Consider the following 17,654-nt stretch of genomic DNA (forward strand, 5'->3'; position numbering starts at 1 on the left):
GGCCGGGCCGGGGTCAGGCGCCGAGGGGTTCCGTCGGGGCCGAGGGTTGGGCGGGGGGCTGCGAGGTGCCCGGGGGCGGGGTGCAGACGGTGCCCGCGCCCGGCACCTTCCCGTCCAGCAGGTAGGAGTTGACGGCCTCCTGCACGCAGGTGTCACCGCTGTTGTACGCGCCGTGGCCCTCGCCCTTGTACGTGAGCTCCACGCCCACACCGGGGCCGAGCCGCTCCACCATCTTGCGGGCGCCCTCGTACGGGGTGGCCGGGTCGCCGGTGTTGCCGATCACCAGGATCGGGGCGGAGCCGGGGGCGGACACGTCCGGGGTCTCCCAGGTGCCGGGCACCGGCCAGCCGGTGCAGCTCATCATCGCCCAGCCGAGGAAGTCACCGAAGACGGGCGAGGCCGAACGGAACGCCGGCAGGCCGGCCTTGGTCTGCTCCAGGGTGTAACGGTCCTTGGAGTCCACGCAGTTGATGGCGGTGTTCGCGGCGCCGATGTTGCTGTAACGCCCCTGCTGGTCACGGCCGTTGAGGGCGTCGGACAAGGCCATCAGCAGCTGCCCCTGCCCGCCCTCCGCCTCGTCGAGCCCCTGCTCCAGCAGCGGCCAGAGCTCCTTGGAGTACAGGGCCTGCGCGATGCCGTTGGTGGCGGCGCTCTCGGTGAGCTGCCGCGCCCCGATGCCCGGGATCGGCTTGGCGGCCAGCTCCTTCTGGAGCTTGATGACGTTGGCCTCGATCTCCTTGGGCGTGCTGCCCTGGAGCCGGCACTCGTCGCCGCGGTCCACGCAGTCCTGGGCGAAGTTGTCGAGGGCGAGCTGGAAGCCCTTGGCCTGGCCCATCGCCCCCTCCTCGGAGTTCTTGGTCGGGTCCACGACGGCGTCGAAGACGGCCCTGCCGACGTTCTTGGGGAAGAGGTGGGCGTAGACCCCGCCGAGCTCGGTGCCGTAGGAGACACCGAAGTAGTTCAGCTTCTCGTCGCCGAGGGCCTGGCGGATGCGGTCCAGGTCTCGGGCGGCGTCGGGGGTGCCGACGTGGGGGAGGAGCTTGGCGGAGTTCTTCTTGCAGGCCTCCTGGTACTTCCTGATGTTGTCGACGTAGGCCTTCTCCTCCTGCGGGGTGTCCGGGGAGGAGTCCTGCGCGTAGTACACGTCGAGCTGCTTGTCGTCCTCGCAGCGGACGGGGGCGCTGGCGCCCACCCCGCGGGGGTCGAAGCTGACCAGGTCGTAGCGGGAGCGCAGGGCCTCGTACTCCTTGGCGGCGCCGGGGAGGGTGGCGACGCCGGAGCCGCCGGGGCCGCCGAAGTTGAAGACCAGGGAGCCGAGACGATTCTCCTTGTCGCGGGCCTTGGCGCGGATCAGGGCGATCGGGATGGTCTCGCCGCCCGGGTCGGCGTAGTCGAGGGGGACGTCGAGGGTGGCGCACTGCCAGTCCTTGGGCGGGACCGGGCCGCTGCCCTGGGCCGGGGTGGGGGCGTCGCAGTCGCCCCACTTCAGGGGCTTGGCCGGCTGGGTGCCGTCGGGCTTCGGCCGGCTCCCTTCGCCGTCGTCGGAGCACGCGGCCGTGGTGAGCAGGCCGGCGGCGAGCGCGGCGGCGGCGGTGACCCGCAAGGCGTTTCTCGGCATGTCTCCATCCTGTGCGCCCTCCGCCACCCGCGCCCCCGCGCTGACCCGAACGGGTTCCCCCCGGCCCGAAGGCCGCCGGCTGAAGGATCCGGCCTAGATGGCTTCCTTGCGGGTCAGGAAGTTGAACGAGATCCACCCCGGCAGCACCGGCAGCCAGAACGTCATCAGCCGGAACAACAGCACCGCCGAGATCGCGACCTCCTTCTCCAGCCCGGCCGCGATCAGCCCCAGCGTCAGCGTGGTCTCGACCGCGCCCATGCCGCCCGGCGTCGGTGCCGCGGAACCCAGCGCGTTGCCCGCCAGGAAGACCACCGCGATGCTCGCGTAGCTGATGGCCTCGCCGCCCCCGAACGCGCGGATCGAGGCGTCCAGGCACATCACGAAGCAGCCCGTCAGCAGCAGCATCCCGCCGATGCCGGTCATCAGCTTCTTCGGCCGCTGCAACACGTCCAGCATGCGCGGCACGACCCCCGCGAACAGCGCCCGTACCCGCGTCACGACGAACTTCCGCATGAACGGGACCGCCGTCACCACCAGCACCAGGACGGCCACCGTCAGCAGCCCCGCGATGACCGCCCGGGACGGCGTCATCTCGGGCGTCTTCTCCGTCCCGGTCAGATAGCCGAAGGACAGCAGCAGCAGGATGTGGCTGGCCAGCCCGAAGAGCTGGGAGGCGCCCACGCTCGCCACCGCGAGTCCGGGCCGGACCCCCGCCCGCTGCAGGAAGCGCGTGTTCAGCGCGACACCGCCGACCGCCGCCGGCGCCACCAGCTTCACGAACGATCCGGCCACCTGCGCGATCACCGTCCGCAGGAAGGGCACCCGCTCCGGTACGAAGCCCAGCAGGCTCATCGCCGCCGCGAAGTACGTCAGCGCGGAGAAGGCGAGGGCCGCCCCGACCCAGCCCCACTGCGCGTCGCCGACGATGGTCGCGAAGTCCACGTGGGCGAGCTGCGTGAGCAGGTAGTACGCACCGAACGCGCCCGCGATGAACGACACGAGCGTGCGCGGCCGGATCCGCTCCAGCCGGGCCGGCTCCACCGGCGCCTGCGGGCGGATCAGCAGCACCTGCTGGCGGATCTGGCTCAGCAGATCCTCCTCGCGGGCCCCGTCGAGCGCGTCGTCCAGGGCCTTCTTCTCGGCCTTGCGGTCGGCCGCCGCCGAGGAGGCGGCGGGCGTGGCGGTCGGGCCGGCCGCGGCCGCGGACTCCGCCTCGCGCGCGGCCTTCGCCGCCCGCGAGGACTCCAGTACCGCCTCCCGCTGCCGCTCCGCCCGCTCCCGGGCCAGCTTGCGCAGCGTCGCCCGGGTGGAACGGCTCAGCGCGATCGGCTGGAGCAGCGGCAGACAGTCCGCCACCGCGTCCGGGCCGAGGACCGACACCGCCGAGGCCACCGCCCGCTCGGCGCCGACCCGCAGGCCGACCGTGGTGAGCATCTGGGCGATGTCCATCCGCAGCACCAGATCGCCCGCGGCGATCTCGCCGCCCCGCAGGTCGGTGAGGATGACGTTGCCGGAACGATCCACCACCAGTGCGTCGCCGGTGAGCCGGCGGTGCGCGATCCGCCGTGACTGGAGGGCCCGTACCTGCTCCCACGCGTTGCGGATCAGCTCGTCGGTGATCTCCTCGTCGGGGACCGAGTCCATGGTCCGGCCGTCCAGGTGCTCGTACACGAGCATCACGGCGTCCGGACCGAGCTCGGAGGTGGCGATCAGCTTCGGCGCGTTGGCACCGGCCGCGATGGCCGCGTAGGCGAGGAGCGCCTCCTGCTCCAGCGCCTGGCGCAGCGACAGCAGGCTGCGTCCCGTGGTGATGCCGCGCAGGGTCAGCCGGCGCCAGACCCGGTAGAAGAAGCCCTGGGCCTGCTGCTCGCGGTCGACGACGGTCACGTCGAGCGGCGGGCCGTCCTCCAGGGTGACGTGGTAGCGCCGGCCCCGGTCGCTGACCTCGGACGCCTCGGGGCCCTCGGGCATCTCGGCGCGCATCGCGCTGACCGGCTGGAAGCCGACCCGGCGCAGCCCGGCGAGGAGGTTCTGCCCGGTGGGGCGCACGTTGGGCGAGCCGACGGCGTACAGGGTGCCGTAGGCGACGCTCCAGCCGATCAGCACGGTGAGGATGATCGAGAAGGGTGTGGTGTAGCCGTTGACCAGCATGGTGAGGGCGTTGAGCAGCAGGACCACCCACAGCGCCACGCGCCAGTGGGGTCTGCGGGTCATGCCGACCGCGGTCATGTACGCGATGACGGGCGCGAGGTAGCCGTGCACCGGGTCGGTGAGGGCCCCGCCGCCCGCCGACCGGGTGAGGGCGTCCTGGATGGTGTCGGGGGCGGCCTGGGAGACCCACAGGTCGGTGGCGAGGGTGACGCCGTGCGCGAGGACGGCGGCGAGCACGCCGTCGGCGATGCGCAGCCCGTCGCGTTTGATCAGCCGCTCGATGGCGAAGGCCACGGGCAGCAGCAGCACCGCGATGCTGGACACCAGCGCCGCGACCTTGATCAGCAGGTCCGGCGCCTGGCCGGTGCCCTTGTTGATGTCCTCCTCGAGACCGACCGTGGTGCCGTGGGCGAAGGCGGCGATGGCGAGCAGGACGGCGATGCCGAGGATGCCGACGAGCAGGCGTACGAGGTCGGACGGCCGGTGCACGCGGGCGGCGAGCAGCGGCTCGTCGACCTCGACGCGGTCGGCCGCCGTGGGCGCGTGGCCGTGCGGCCCCTCCGCGTCGCCGGCCGCGCCGTCCGTACCGCCGCCGGTGGTGCCGGGGGCACCCTCGGCGGGCCGGGGCTTCTGCGGGACCTTCGGCGGCGCCTCCGGCGGGGCCTCCGGTACGGCCCCCGAGGGGGTCTCCGGTGTGGCCTCCGGGCGGGTCGCCGGAGCGGGCTCGGGGCGGGAGGCGGCACCGTCGTCCGGGCGCGCGCCGTCGTCCGTCGCCGCGCCGTTCGGAGGGCTCACACCCTGCTCCTTCGTCGTCACATCCGTCTCTTCTTGATCACGTATCACCAGTCACCGCCCGGAAGATGGTGGCACGGACCGACGGGCCAGCGGGGCATCAGGGTGCGCGCCGGTCCGGAACCCCGACTTCCGCCGACGGGCCTCCGGCGTACTGCACCATGTGCCGCATGAGTGAGGAGCTGCCCGCGTACGCGGAGCACGTGCTTGAGGTGGCCGAGCGTATTCCGCCCGGCCGGGTGATGACATACGGCGACGTCGCCGAATGGCTCGGCGAGGGAGGTCCCCGCCAAGTCGGGCGTGTCATGGCCCTGTACGGCGGAGCCGTGCCCTGGTGGCGCGTGGTGCGGGCGGACGGCGTACCCCTGCCCGGCCACGAGCTGCGCGCCCTGGAGCACTACCGGGCCGAGGCCACCCCGCTGCGCCTGACGGCGGCCGGCGAACCACGGCTGGACATGCGCCGGGCGCGCTGGGACGGGGCCCCGGGAGACCCCGGACGGGACGGCACGCGCGACGAGGCTCACACCTGACAGCTTCGGCCATGCGCGGCCCGGACGGGCGATCGGGCGACCGTGCGAACGTCCGTCCGGGGTACCCGGGGGGACTGCGCGGCGCCGGCCGGTTGCCGTAGCGTTGCCTCTTCGGCTTCTCCGCGAGCCGTCACGGCAACACCCGCAGACCCACCAGGACCGGCACCCCACGTGATCACCTCTTCCTCCGAAAGCCACCGCGCCGAGCGGCGGCGTACACGGACCCCGGACGCGTACCGCCTGGTGCGCACCGGGCCGGAACGGGTGGATCCCCCTGTGCTGGACGCAGCGCAACGGGCGGTGGTTGACCACACCGGCGGACCACTCCTCGTCCTGGCCGGACCGGGCACCGGGAAGACGACCACGCTGGTCGAAGCGGTCGCCGCCCGGGTGGAGGCGGGGGCGGACCCCGCCCGCGTCCTCATCCTCACCTTCAGCCGCAAGGCGGCGGTGGAGCTGCGCGACCGGGCCGCCCTGCGGCTCGGCGGCGCGCGGGCCCCGCAGGCCACCACCTTCCACTCCTTCTGCTACGGCCTGGTCCGCGCCCACCAGGACACCGACCTCTTCGCCGACCCGCTGCGGCTGCTGTCCGGCCCGGAGCAGGACGTGATGGTCCGCACCCTGCTGGACGGCCAGCGCCGGAGCCGCTCCATCCGCTGGCCCGACGACCTGCGGGCGGCGCTGACCACGCGCGGCTTCGCCGACGAGGTCCGCGCGGTGCTGGCCCGCGCCCGGGAACTGGGCCTCGGCCCCCAGGCCCTCTCCTCCTTCGCCGACCGCATCGGCCGACCGGACTGGAAGGCGGCGGCCGCCTTCCTCTCCGAGTACCTGGACGTCCTCGACCTCCAGGGCACGCTGGACTACGCGGAACTCCTCCACCGTGCGGTCCTGCTGGCGGAAGACACCCCCGCCCTGGCCTCCGCCTACGACGCGATCTTCGTGGACGAGTACCAGGACACGGACGCCTCGCAGCTGCGGCTGCTGCGGGCCCTGACCGGCCGGGGCGGCACGCTGGTCGCCTTCGGCGACCCCGACCAGTCGATCTACGCCTTCCGCGGTGCGGACATCAACAACGTCCTCGACTTCGAGTCCGCCTTCCCGGGCGCACGGATCAGGGCCCTGACCGTCGGCCGCCGCTCCGGCGCGGCCCTCCTGACGGCGACCCGTCTCCTCACCACCCGGATGCCCCTCCCGCGCCTGCCGTCCGACGCCGTCCGCGCGCACCGCGACCTCGCACCCGTGCGGGAGGGCGGCCGGGTGGAGGTCTTCACGTACCCGACGGCCGGCGCCGAGCTCGACAACATCGCCGACATCCTGCGCCGGGCCAACCTGGAGGACGGCGTCCCGTGGCAGGACATGGCCGTCCTGGTCCGCGCCGGCGGCCGCACCCTCCCGGCGATGCGCCGCGCCCTGATCTCGGCGGGCGTCCCGACCGAGACCGACGGCACGGACACCCCCCTGCGCCACGAACCCGCCATCACCCCCCTCCTGACCGCCCTGCGCCTCGCCGCCACGGCCACCCTGCCCCCGGCCGCCGAAGCCGACGCGACCACCGGGGACCCGGCCGGGACCACCGAAGCCGAAGCCGACGAAGCCGCCGGAACCGACGAAGCCGCCGCGGGCGAGGCGCGGCCCGGGGCGGGCTCCGACCCCGCCGACCCCGCCGGAGACGTGGAGGCGGCGATCGCGCTGCTCACCTCCCCCCTCGGCGGCATGGACGCCGCCGACCTGCGGCGGCTCGGCCGGGCCCTGCGGGACGAGGAGCGCGCCGCCGGCGTCAAGGTGCCCGCGCCCTCCGACGTACTGCTCGCGCGCGCCCTCGCCGAACCGGAGCGGCTCACCGCCCACGACCCCGTCCACGCCCGCGGAGCGCAGCGCCTCGGCCTGCTCCTGCGCAAGGCCCGCGAGCTGCTCCAGGGCGGCGGCACCGCCGAAGAGGCCCTGTGGATCCTCTGGGACGGCACCCCCTGGTCCCAGCGGCTGGAGCGCAGCGCCCGCCGCGGCGGCGCCGCCGGCCGCAACGCCGACCGCGACCTCGACGCCGTCTGCGCCCTCTTCGACACCGCCGCCCGCGCCGAGGAGCGCACCGGCGGCCGCGGCGCGCTGAACTTCCTCGAACAACTGGAGGCGGAGGACATCGCCGCCGACACGTTGACGGCCCGCGCCGTCCGTTCCGAAGCCGTCCGCCTGATGACCGCCCACCGCTCCAAGGGCCTGGAGTGGTCCCTCGTCGTCGTCGCCGGAGTCCAGGAGGGCCTGTGGCCCGACCTCCGCCGCCGCGGCTCCCTCCTGGAGGCCGACCGCATCGGCCGCGACGGTCTCGCCGAGCCCCTCACCCCCGGCGCCCTCCTCGCCGAGGAGCGCCGGCTCTTCTACGTCGCCGCCACCCGCGCCCGCGACCGCCTCGTCGTCACCGCCGTCAAGGCCCCCGCCGACGACGGCGACCAGCCCTCCCGCTTCCTCACCGAGCTCGGCGTCACCCCCAAGGACGTCACCGGCCGCCCCCGCCGCCCCCTCGCGGTGTCCGCGCTCGTCGCCGAGCTGCGCGCCACCACCGTCGACCCGGACGCCTCGCCCGCCCTGCGCGAGGCCGCCGCCCGACGCCTCGCCCGCCTCGCCGCGCTCACCGACGACGAGGACCGCCCCCTGGTCCCCGCCGCGCACCCGCAGCGCTGGTGGGGCCTGTACGAGCCCACCCGCAGCAGCGTCCCGCTGCGCGACCGGGACCGGCCCGTCGCCCTGTCCGGCAGCGCCCTGGAGCAGCTCGCCCAGACCTGCTCCCTCCAGTGGTTCCTCGGCCGCGAGGTCAAGGCCGACACCCCCTCCACCGCCGCCCAGGGCTTCGGCAACGTCGTCCACGTCCTCGCCGACGAGGTCGCCTCCGGCCGCACCCCCGCCGACCTGGCCGTCCTCATGGAACGCCTCGACTCGGTGTGGGACGCCCTCGCCTTCGACGCCCCCTGGAAGTCCCGCCAGGAGAAGGACAACGCCCGGGCCGCCCTCGAACGCTTCCTGCGCTGGCACGCCACCGACCGCGGGGGCCGGACGGCCGTGGCCACGGAGCACGAGTTCGACGTCACACTCGAAGCCGGTGAGGTCGCCGTCCGCATCCGCGGCTCCATGGACCGCGTCGAAGCGGACCCGCAGGGACGTGCGTACGTCGTCGACTTCAAGACCGGCAAGTCCGCGCCCACGCGCGAGGAGGTCGCCCGCCACCCCCAGCTCGCCGTCTACCAGCTCGCCGTCCGCGAGGGCGCCGTCGACGAGGTCTTCGACGGGCTGCGCCCCGCCCCCGGCGGCGCCGAGCTCGTCCAGCTCCGCCAGGGCGCGGCCCAGCGCGACGGCGGCGACACCGTCCCCAAGGTCCAGGCCCAGCAGCCGCTCGACGGGGAGTGGGTCGGCGACCTGCTCGCGACCGCCGCGGGCCGCGTGCTGGACGAGCGGTTCGCGCCCGCCACGGGCAAGCACTGCGACCACTGCTCCTTCCGCACCGCGTGCAGCGCCCGTCCCGAAGGCCGCCAGACGGTCGAGTGAGCGGGACGGTCGGGGCTGTCGGTGCGGGCGGCTAGCCTTTTTACGTGTCCGCGCGTGCGTCCGTCCTCACCGATCCCGAGCAGCTCAAAGAGCTCCTCGGGATCCCCTTCACGCCCGAACAGATGGCCTGCGTCACCGCCCCGCCCGCCCCCCAGGTCATCGTCGCCGGCGCCGGCTCCGGCAAGACCACCGTCATGGCCGCCCGCGTGGTCTGGCTGGTGGGCACCGGCGCGGTCGCACCCGAGCAGGTCCTCGGCCTGACCTTCACCAACAAGGCCGCCGGCGAGCTGTCCGAGCGCGTGCGCAAGGCCCTCGCGCGAGCCGGCATCACCGACCCGGACCCCTCACCGGCCGAAGCCCGCGCCGAAGCCGGGGCCGAGGGGACCGGCGGGGAGCCGCGCATCTCCACGTACCACGCCTTCGCCGGCCAGCTCCTGAAGGACCACGGCCTGCGCATCGGCCTGGAGCCCAGCTCCCGCCTCCTCGCCGACGCCACCCGCTTCCAGCTCGCCGCGAAGGTGCTGCGCGAGGCCCCCGGGCCGTACCCCTCGCTCACCAAGTCCGTCCCCGACCTGGTCGGCGACCTCCTCGCGCTCGACGGCGAGCTGTCCGAGCACCTGGTCGAGCCGGAGCGGCTGCGCCTCCACGACACCGCGCTGCTGGACGTGCTCGCCGGCACGAAGCTCACCAACGAGGACCTGCGCAAGGTCCCCGAGGCCGTGCGCGGCCGCCTCGAACTGCTGGAGCTCGTCGTCCGCTACCGCGCCGCCAAGCGCGCCCGCGACCTCTTCGACTTCAGCGACCAGATAGCCCTCTCCGCGCAGCTCGCCACCACCCGCCCCGAGGTCGGCGCCCTGCTGCGCGAGGAGTTCAGGGTCGTGCTCCTGGACGAGTACCAGGACACCTCGGTCGCCCAGCGGCTCCTGCTCTCCGGGCTCTTCGGCGCGGGCTCCGGCCACGCCGTGACCGCCGTCGGCGACCCCTGCCAGGCCATCTACGGCTGGCGCGGCGCCTCCGTGGCCAACCTCGACGACTTCCCCGAGCACTTCCCGCACGCCGACGGCAGCCCCGCCACCCGCCTCTCCCTCAGCGAGAACCGGCGCAGCGGCGGCCGGCTCCTCGACCTCGCCAACGGGCTCGCGGCCCCGCTGCGCGCCCTGCACGAGGGCGTGGAGGCGCTGCGCCCCGGTCCGGGGGCGGAGGGCGCGGGGCAGGTCCGCTGCGCCCTGCTGGAGACCCACGCCCAGGAGCTCGACTGGCTCGCCGACTCCGTGGCCCACCTGGTCCGCACGGGCACGGAGCCGCGCGAGATCGCGGTCCTGTGCCGCTCGGCCGGGGACTTCGCGCGGATCCAGGCCGTACTGGTGGACCGGGACGTCCCGGTGGAGGTCGTCGGCCTCTCCGGGCTGCTGCACCTCCCCGAGGTCGCGGACCTCGTCGCGGTCTGCGAGGTCCTCCAGGACCCCGGCGCCAACGCCTCCCTCGTCCGGCTCCTCATCGGCCCCCGATGGCGGATCGGTGCGCGCGACCTGGCCCTGCTGGGCCGCCGGGCCCGGCTCATGGTGGGCCGTGCGCCGGCCGGTGCGGACCCGGACGAACGGCTCGCTGCGGCCGTGGAAGGCGTGGACCCGGCCGAGATCGTGTCGCTGGCCGACGCGCTGGAGACCTTCCTCGACGGCGCCGGACAGGCCCCGGACGACCTGCCCTTCTCGGCGGCGGCCCGGGTCCGCTTCGCCCATCTCGCCCAGGAACTGCGCGACCTGCGCCGCTCCCTGGCCGACCCCCTGATGGACGTCCTGCACCGCGTGCTGTCCGCGACCGGCCTGGAGGTGGAGCTGTCCGCCTCCCCACACGCGCTGGCGGCCCGCCGCCGCGAGACCCTGTCGAACTTCATGGACGTCGCGGCCGGTTTCGCCGCGCTGGACGGCGAGGCCTCGCTGACGGCGTTCCTGGCGTTCCTGCGCACGGCCGCCCAGTACGAGAAGGGGCTGGACCACGCCCTGCCGGGCGGGGAGAACACCGTCAAGGTCCTGACCGCCCACAAGTCGAAGGGCCTGGAGTGGGACGTGGTCGTCGTCCCGGACCTGTGCGCGGGCTCCTTCCCCAAGGAGAAGGCGCCGGAGGCCTGGACCGCCTACGCGAAGGTCCTCCCGTACGCGCTGCGCGGCGACGCCCCCACCCTGCCGGCGGACCCGGACTGGACCTCGGCCGGCCTGAAGGCGTTCAAGGCGGCCCTGAAGGAGCACAAGGCCACGGAAGAGCTCCGCCTGGGCTACGTGACCTTCACCCGCCCCCGCTCGCTCCTGCTGGCCTCGGGCCACTGGTGGGGCCCGACGCAGAAGAAGCGCCGCGGCCCGTCGGCCTTCCTCCAGGCCCTGTACGAGCACTGCGAGGCGGGCCACGGCGAGATCGAGGCCTGGGCCGAGGAACCGGAAGCGGCCGCCGAGAACCCGTCCCTCGCCGACGACTCCACCCCGGACCACTCCTGGCCCCTCCCGCTCGACCCGCACTCCCTCACCCTGCGCCGTGCGGCGGCCGCCCTGGTCGAGTCCTACCTGGCGGCCCCGCCCCCGCCGGAGGAGGAGTCCTACCTCTGGCCCCCGGACTGCGAGGACCCGTCCTACGACGAGGAGCCCTGGCCGCACGACGACGCCTGGCCCGAGGCCGCCCCAACCGAGCCGCACCCCGACGCCGCCCCGAGCACGGCGCACCCGCACCCCGGCCCGGGCCAGGTCCCTGCCGGCGAGCCGGCTCCCGGTGGCCAGGGCGGGGTCCCGGGTTCGGCGCAGGCGCGCCCGGGCTCCGGCCAGGACGCCGTCGGCCGTGTGCCCGCGCCGCGGGCCGCAGGCCCGGCCGACGACGGGGTCCGGGGCAGCGCCCCGGTTCCGGGAAGGGGCGGGGCGGGGGAGGAATCCGCCCCCGCCGACCCCACCGCCCCGCTCGACGACGACCTCTGGCCGGAAGCGGCCCACTGGGCCGTCGCCGAGGGCCCGGGCGAAGCCCGCCCGGCGGCGGAGCCCCGCACCGGTGCCACCGTCCCGGACGGTGACGACCCCTGGGCCGGCGAGGCCTGGGCCGGCGGGGCCTGGGCCGGCGAGGCCTGGGCCGGCGGGGGCCGACAGACCGGCGGCGCAGCCGGACTCGCACCCGAGGACGCGCGCGCCATCGCCTCCTGGGACCGCGACCTCGACGCCCTGGAGGGCGAGCTCCGCCGCGCCCGCGCGGCCGTCCGCGACGTCGAGCTGCCCGCCGCCCTCTCCGCCAGCCAGCTGCTCCGGCTCGCCGCCGACGAGCAGGGCTTCGTACGCGACCTCGCCCGCCCCATGCCCAAGCCCCCGCAGCCCGCGGCCCGCCAGGGCACCCGCTTCCACGCTTGGGTCGAGTCCCGCTTCGACGAGCTCCCGCTGCCCTTCCTCGACGTCCTCGACCCCGTCTCCGACCTCCCCGGCGCCGGCTCCGACCAGGAGATCGCCGACGAGGCCGACCTCGACTCCCTCAAGGCCGCCTTCGAGCGCAGCCCGTACGCCGACCGGCCGCCCCACCGCATGGAGGCCCCGGTCCAGCTCACCCTCGCCGGCCGCGTCATCCGCGGCCGGATCGACGCCGTCTACCGCAACCCGGACGGCTCGTACGAGATCGTCGACTGGAAGACCGGCCGCACCACCGAGGCCGACCCGCTCCAGCTCGCCGTCTACCGCCTGGCCTGGGCCGAGGCCACGAACACCCCGCTCAGCCAGGTCACCGCGGCCTTCCTGCACGTCCGCAGCGGCCGCGTGATCCGCCCCCGCAACCTCCCCGACCGGGCCCGCCTTGAGCGGATCCTCCAAGGCAAAACGGACACCGGCGGTGACCATCAGGCGGACGGCTAGGCTCGTGGGCATGAGCGACACCCCGCCGGACAACGTCGTCCGCACGTACATCGACACCCACCGCGACGCCTTCCTCGACGACCTCGCCGAGTGGCTCCGCATTCCCTCCGTCTCGGCGCAGCCCGAGCACGCGGGCGACGTACGCCGCAGCGCCGAATGGCTGGCGGCGAAGCTCAAGGAGACCGGTTTCCCGCTGGCCGAGGTCTGGGAGACCCCCGGCGCCCCCGCCGTCTTCGCGCACTGGCCGAGCGAGGACCCGCAGGCCCCCACCGTCCTGGTGTACGGGCACCACGACGTGCAGCCCGCCGCCCTCGCCGACGGCTGGCACAGCGACCCCTTCGAGCCGGTGGTCCGCGACGGCCGCATGTACGGCCGCGGCGCCGCCGACGACAAGGGGCAGGTGTTCTTCCACACCCTCGGGGTGCGCGCGCACCTGGCGGCCACCGGCGCCGCCGCCCCCGCCGTGAACCTCAAGCTGATCGTCGAGGGCGAGGAGGAGTCCGGCTCCCCCCACTTCCGCGAGCTCGTGGAGGCCCGCGCCGCCGAACTCGCCGCCGACGTCGTGATCGTCTCCGACACCGGCATGTGGTCCGAGACCACCCCCACCGTCTGCACGGGCATGCGCGGCGTCGCCGACTGCGAGATCGACTTCCACGGCCCGGACCAGGACATCCACTCCGGTGCCTTCGGCGGGGCCGTGCCCAATCCGGCCGCCGTCGCCGCCCGCCTGGTCGCCGCCCTGCACGACGACGACGGGCGCGTGACGATCCCCGGCTTCTACGACGGCATCGCCGAGCTCACCGAGGCGGAGCGCGCGCTCATCGCCGAGCTGCCCTTCGACGAGTCCGAGTGGCTCCGTACGGCCAGGTCCCACGCGGCCTCCGGCGAGGCCGGCTACTCCACCCTGGAGCGGGTCTGGGCCCGCCCGACGGCCGAGGTCAACGGCATCGGCGGCGGCTACCAGGGCCCCGGCGGCAAGACCATCGTGCCCGCCAACGCCCACCTGAAGCTGTCGTTCCGCCTGGTCTCCGGCCAGGACCCGTACGAGGTCGAGGCCGCCGTCAGGGACTGGGTCGCGGCCCGGATCCCGGACGGGATCCGACACTCCCTCACCTTCGGCGCCCCCACCCGGCCGTGCCTGACCCCGCTGGACCACCCGGCCCTGCAGTCCGTCGTACGGGCCATGGGCCGCGCCTTCGGCCAGAAGATCCGCTTCACCCGCGAGGGCGGCTCCGGACCGGCCGCGGACCTCCAGGACGTCCTGGAAGCGCCCGTCCTCTTCCTCGGCATCTCGGTGCCGTCCGACGGCTGGCACTCCCCGAACGAGAAGGTCGAACTGGACCTGCTCCTCAAAGGCGTCGAGACGACCGCCTACCTCTGGGGAGACCTGGCCGCCACCCACCGCACCACCGCCTGACACCGACGCACGCACGCCTGCCTTGTCCCACCACCGGGGGAGTTGGAAGTACCTGTGAGCACCCATACCGAGCGCCCTCTCGCCGAGCGCCCCCTCTCGCTCGCCGCGCCCAGCGGAATCGACCGCGCCGCGCACCACCGCCTCGACGAGGCGTGGCTCGCCGCCGCCTGGAGCCACCCGACGACCCGTGTCTTCGTCGTCTCCGGCGGCCAGGTCCTGATCGACGACACCCCCGACGGGGGCACCGGCATCGTGATGACCCCGGCCTTCGAGGCCCCGGTCACCGAGACCCACCGCTACTTCCTGGGCGCGGACGAGGACGGCGTACGGTACTTCGCGCTGCAGAAGGACGCGCTGCCCGGCCGCATGGACCAGTCGGCCCGCCCGGCCGGCCTGCGCGAGGCCGGACTGCTGCTCTCCCCGCGCGACGCCGGACTGATGGTGCACGCCGTGGCACTGGAGAACTGGCAGCGGATGCACCGCTTCTGCTCCCGCTGCGGCGAGCGCACGGTGGTCGCGGCCGCCGGGCACATCCGCCGCTGCCCGGGCTGCGGCGCCGAGCACTACCCGCGCACCGACCCGGCCGTGATCATGCTGGTCACCGACGAGCACGACCGCGCGCTGCTGGGCCGCCAGGTGCACTGGCCCGAGGGCCGCTTCTCGACCCTCGCCGGGTTCGTGGAGCCGGGCGAGTCGATCGAGCAGTCCGTCGTCCGCGAGGTGTGGGAGGAGGCGGGCGTCAGGGTCGGCGAGGTCGAGTACGTGGCCAGCCAGCCGTGGCCGTTCCCGTACAGCCTGATGCTGGGCTTCACGGCCCGCGCCACCACCTCCGAGATCACGGTGGACGGCGAGGAGATCCAGGAGGCCCGCTGGTTCTCCCGGGAGGAGCTGCGCGCCGCGTTCGAGACGGGCGAGGTGCTGCCCCCGTCGGGGATCTCCATCGCCGCCCGGCTGGTCGAGCTCTGGTACGGCGAGCCGCTGCCGAAGACGGCGGCGTAACGTTCGTCACAGCAGAAGGCCCCCGCCTCGGCGGGGGCCTCTCTGGTGCTCGCGAGCACGCGCGGGTGCGCGCGGGTGGGGCTGCCTCAGACGGCGAGGGCCTGCTTGACCTGGGCCAGGCTCGGGTTCGTCATGACGGACTCGTTGCCGGCGGCGGACTTCACGAGCACGGTGGGAACCGTCTGGTTGCCGCCGTTGGCCTTCTCCACGAACGCGGCGGACGCGGGGTCGAGCTCGATGTTGATCTCGTTGTACGCGATGCCTTCCCGGTCCAGCTGGGTCTTCAGCCGACGGCAGTAGCCGCACCAGGTCGTGCTGTACATCGTGACGGTGCCCGTGTCCTGCATGCTGCGCTCTCCTTCGTGAGGGCTCGGTGGTCCGAGTACTCGAACGTACGCGACCCCACCGCCATTCCCGTACGGCAGTCCCCGCGCGACCGGTGTGACTGATACGACGGATACGTGCCGCCTGTGGACGGTTTTCCCGCCCGCCCCACGAGACCTGGCAGCATGGCGGGGTGACATCAGCAACGCACTCCCCATCGTTCCCGGCCGGCCCCGGCTCCGCCGACTCGGCCGACGCGGTGCTCCTGGGCCTGGATCCGGAGCAGCGTGAGGTCGCGACGACCCTGCGCGGGCCGGTGTGCGTGCTGGCGGGCGCCGGTACCGGCAAGACCCGCGCGATCACCCACCGCATCGCCTACGGCGTCCGCTCAGGCCGGCTCATGCCGGCCAGTGTGCTGGCCGTCACCTTCACCAACCGCGCCGCCGGGGAGATGCGCGGACGCCTGCGCGCCCTCGGCGCGGGCGGCGTGCAGGCCCGGACCTTCCACTCCGCCGCCCTGCGCCAGCTCCAGTACTTCTGGCCCAAGGCGGTCGGCGGCGAGGTGCCCCGGCTCCTGGAACGCAAGATCCAGCTCGTCGCCGAGGCCGGCGCGCGCTGCCGGATCCGGCTCGACCGCGGCGAGCTGCGCGATGTCACCGGCGAGATCGAGTGGGCCAAGGTCACGCAGACGGTGCCCGCCGACTACCCGGCCGCCGCCCTCAAGTCGGGGCGCGAGGCACCCCGCGACATGGCCGAGATCGCCCAGATCTACGGGACGTACGAACAGCTCAAGCGCGACCGCGGCATGATCGACTTCGAGGACGTGCTGCTCCTGACCGTCGGCATCCTCCAGGACCGCCACGACATCGCCGAGCAGATCCGCGCCCAGTACCAGCACTTCGTGGTCGACGAGTACCAGGACGTCAGCCCCCTCCAGCAGCGGCTGCTGGACCTCTGGCTCGGCGACCGCGACAGCCTCTGCGTCGTCGGCGACGCCAGCCAGACGATCTACTCCTTCACCGGCGCCACCCCCGACCACCTGCTGAACTTCCGCACCAAGTACCCGCAGGCCACCGTGGTCAAGCTGGTCCGCGACTACCGCTCCACCCCCCAAGTGGTGCACCTCGCCAACGGTCTGCTGAAGCAGGCCAAGGGCCGCGCCGCCGAGCACCGGCTGGAGCTGGTCTCCCAGCGCGAGACCGGCCCGGACCCGGTCTACGCCGAGTACGCCGACGAGCCCGCCGAGGCCGAGGGCGTCGCCCACCGGATTCGGGACCTGATCGCCGCGGGCGTCCCGGCCGGGGAGATCGCCGTCCTCTACCGCATCAACGCCCAGTCCGAGGTCTACGAACAGGCCCTCGCCGACGCCGGGGTCCCCTACCAGCTGCGCGGGGCCGAGCGGTTCTTCGAGCGCGCCGAGGTCCAGAAGGCGATCCTCGCGCTGCGCGGAGCCGCCCGCTCCGGCGGGAACGACCCGCTGCTCGACGACGTCGTGGAGCTGGGCTCCCAGGTCCGGGCGGTGCTCAGCTCCACCGGCTGGACCTCCGAGCCCCCCGCCGGCTCCGGCGCCGTGCGCGACCAGTGGGAGTCCGTGGCCGCGCTGGTCCGGCTCGCCGAGGACTTCTCCCGGGCCCGGCAGGGAGCCACCCTCGCGGACCTCACGATCGAGCTGGAGGAGCGCAAGGCCGCCCAGCACGCCCCGACCGTCCAGGGCGTCACCCTGGCCTCGCTGCACGCGGCGAAGGGCCTGGAGTGGGACGCCGTGTTCCTCGTCGGGCTCACCGACGGCATGCTCCCGATCACGTACGCGAAGACCGACGAGCAGGTCGAGGAGGAACGCCGGCTGCTCTATGTCGGCGTCACCCGGGCGCGGCTGCACCTGACCCTCTCCTGGGGCCTCTCCCGGGCTCCGGGCGGCCGGGCCTCCCGTCGCCCCAGCCGCTTCCTGAACGGCCTGCGGCCGGGCTCCGCGGTGCCTCGCAGCGGGCCGGGCTCCGCGACCGAGAGCGGGCCGCGCAAGCGGGGCCGCCGCGGCCCGGTGCTCTGCCGGGTCTGCGGCAAGACCCTGACCGAGGCCGGCGAGCTCAAACTGATGCGCTGTGAGGACTGCCCGTCCGACATGGACGAAGGGCTCTACGAGCGGCTGCGGGAGTGGCGCGCGGGCCAGTCGAGGGAGCAGGGGCTGCCCGCCTACTGCGTCTTCACGGACAAGACGCTGATGGCGATCGCGGAGGCCGCGCCCACCGAGCCCGGGGAGCTCTCTATGATCTCCGGAGTGGGCGGCCGCAAGCTCGACCGCTACGGAGCCGAGGTCCTGGCCATATGTGCAGGTCAGGAGCCCGAGCCCGAAGATCCTGCCGACGCGTAGAAACTCGTCGGAAAAATAGTTTGCACATGCCCAGCGAAGACCCATAGGTTCT

9 protein-coding genes are annotated in these 17,654 nt (G+C 74.2%); 6 read left to right on the top strand and 3 right to left on the bottom strand.

From position 1 onward, the window contains the following. Positions 1-13 precede the first annotated feature (13 nt). A complete protein-coding gene (locus ACFYP3_RS08270) occupies positions 14-1,618 on the bottom strand; it encodes an alpha/beta hydrolase (RefSeq protein WP_388828677.1) in 1,605 nt (534 codons plus the stop codon). Between the two features lie 93 nt (positions 1,619-1,711). Further along, the gene (locus ACFYP3_RS08275) at positions 1,712-4,612 is read right to left on the bottom strand and encodes a YbhN family protein (protein WP_388828680.1); all 2,901 of its coding nucleotides are present in this window, start codon (positions 4,610-4,612) and stop codon (positions 1,712-1,714) included. Between the two features lie 17 nt (positions 4,613-4,629). Here ACFYP3_RS08275 and ACFYP3_RS08280 point away from each other — a divergent pair, with 17 nt between their 5' ends. From ACFYP3_RS08280 to nudC, 5 genes are all read left to right on the top strand, one after another. Next, the gene (locus ACFYP3_RS08280) at positions 4,630-5,091 is read left to right on the top strand and encodes an MGMT family protein (protein ID WP_388828683.1); all 462 of its coding nucleotides are present in this window, start codon (positions 4,630-4,632) and stop codon (positions 5,089-5,091) included. Between the two features lie 171 nt (positions 5,092-5,262). After that, positions 5,263-8,625, top strand: a complete 3,363-nt coding sequence (locus ACFYP3_RS08285) for an ATP-dependent helicase (protein WP_388828686.1) — start codon at positions 5,263-5,265, stop codon at positions 8,623-8,625. 44 nt (positions 8,626-8,669) lie between these two features. After that, the gene (locus tag ACFYP3_RS08290) at positions 8,670-12,494 is read left to right on the top strand and encodes a UvrD-helicase domain-containing protein (RefSeq protein WP_388828689.1); all 3,825 of its coding nucleotides are present in this window, start codon (positions 8,670-8,672) and stop codon (positions 12,492-12,494) included. 10 nt (positions 12,495-12,504) lie between these two features. Beyond that, on the top strand, positions 12,505-13,911 hold the full coding sequence (locus ACFYP3_RS08295; RefSeq protein WP_388828692.1) for a dipeptidase: 1,407 nt from the start codon (positions 12,505-12,507) through the stop codon (positions 13,909-13,911). 42 nt (positions 13,912-13,953) lie between these two features. Next, on the top strand, positions 13,954-14,910 hold the full coding sequence (gene nudC / locus ACFYP3_RS08300) for an NAD(+) diphosphatase (protein ID WP_388828695.1): 957 nt from the start codon (positions 13,954-13,956) through the stop codon (positions 14,908-14,910). Positions 14,911-14,996: 86 nt separating this feature from the next. Here nudC and ACFYP3_RS08305 read toward each other — a convergent pair whose 3' ends face one another. Further along, positions 14,997-15,257 (bottom strand): mycoredoxin, encoded by a 261-nt coding sequence (locus ACFYP3_RS08305; RefSeq protein ID WP_030029876.1) that lies wholly within the window; start codon positions 15,255-15,257, stop codon positions 14,997-14,999. Positions 15,258-15,427: 170 nt separating this feature from the next. On the opposite strand from ACFYP3_RS08305, the gene ACFYP3_RS08310 reads away from it, so the two are divergent. Further along, positions 15,428-17,602 (top strand): ATP-dependent DNA helicase UvrD2, encoded by a 2,175-nt coding sequence (locus tag ACFYP3_RS08310; protein WP_388828698.1) that lies wholly within the window; start codon positions 15,428-15,430, stop codon positions 17,600-17,602. The last annotated feature ends 52 nt before the right edge of the window (positions 17,603-17,654 follow it).

This window comes from Streptomyces sp. NPDC005533 (assembly GCF_042871845.1).
GTDB lineage: Bacteria > Actinomycetota > Actinomycetes > Streptomycetales > Streptomycetaceae > Streptomyces.